Here is a 678-nt window from a genome sequence, read left to right as displayed (position 1 = left end):
CGCGGGCTGAAGCCCGTCCTGCTGGGCGGCCCGGCAGAGGCGGCGCTGGGGGCCGACGTGGCCCGCCGCGCCAATACCCCGGCCCTGAACCTGTGCGGCCGCTTCACCCTGCCGGAACTGGTGGCCTTCACCCGCTCGCTGCGCCTGCTGGTCACGCCGGACACCGGCCCCATGCACGTGGCTGCCTGGACCCAGACCCCCACCCTCAACCTGTCCATGGGGCCGGTGAACGCCTGGGAAACCGCCCCCTTTCCTCCCGGCCACCATGTGCTGCGCGCCACCATCAGTTGCGTGGGCTGCTGGCGGTGCATCCAGCCTTCCGTGCTCTGCCGCGACAGGTTCGACCCAGTGCGGGTAGCGTCGCTGGTGCATGCGCTGCTGCGGGAACAGGACGCCGCCCCGGCGCTGTCGGCCAATGGCGCGAATGGCGCCACCGCCACCTCGCGCCTTGTCCGGCTGCGCCTTCCCGGACTGGAACTGCTGCGCACCGGGCGTGACGCGCTGGGCCTGTTCGACCTCGTCCCGCTGAACGGCAACGGCAACGAAGAACGGGCAATGCCCCGCCGCCTGTTCGGCCAGTTCTGGAAGGCCTTTTGGGCGTGGCGGCTCGGCCTGCACGGCGAGGCCGCCGCCCGCCGGGCCTGGGCCGACCTTGCCGCCGCCTCGCCCCGCCTGGCC

General features: G+C 73.3%; 1 protein-coding gene. It reads left to right on the top strand.

The features are described 5' to 3' along the window. On the top strand, window positions 1-678 hold a 678-nt coding region (locus FVW20_RS17760; RefSeq protein WP_196610623.1), incomplete at both ends, for a glycosyltransferase family 9 protein.

Origin of the sequence: Nitratidesulfovibrio oxamicus, from assembly GCF_015731765.1 — a bacterium.
Taxonomy (GTDB): domain Bacteria; phylum Desulfobacterota; class Desulfovibrionia; order Desulfovibrionales; family Desulfovibrionaceae; genus Cupidesulfovibrio; species Cupidesulfovibrio oxamicus.
This window is presented reverse-complemented; position numbering and strand designations above follow the sequence as displayed.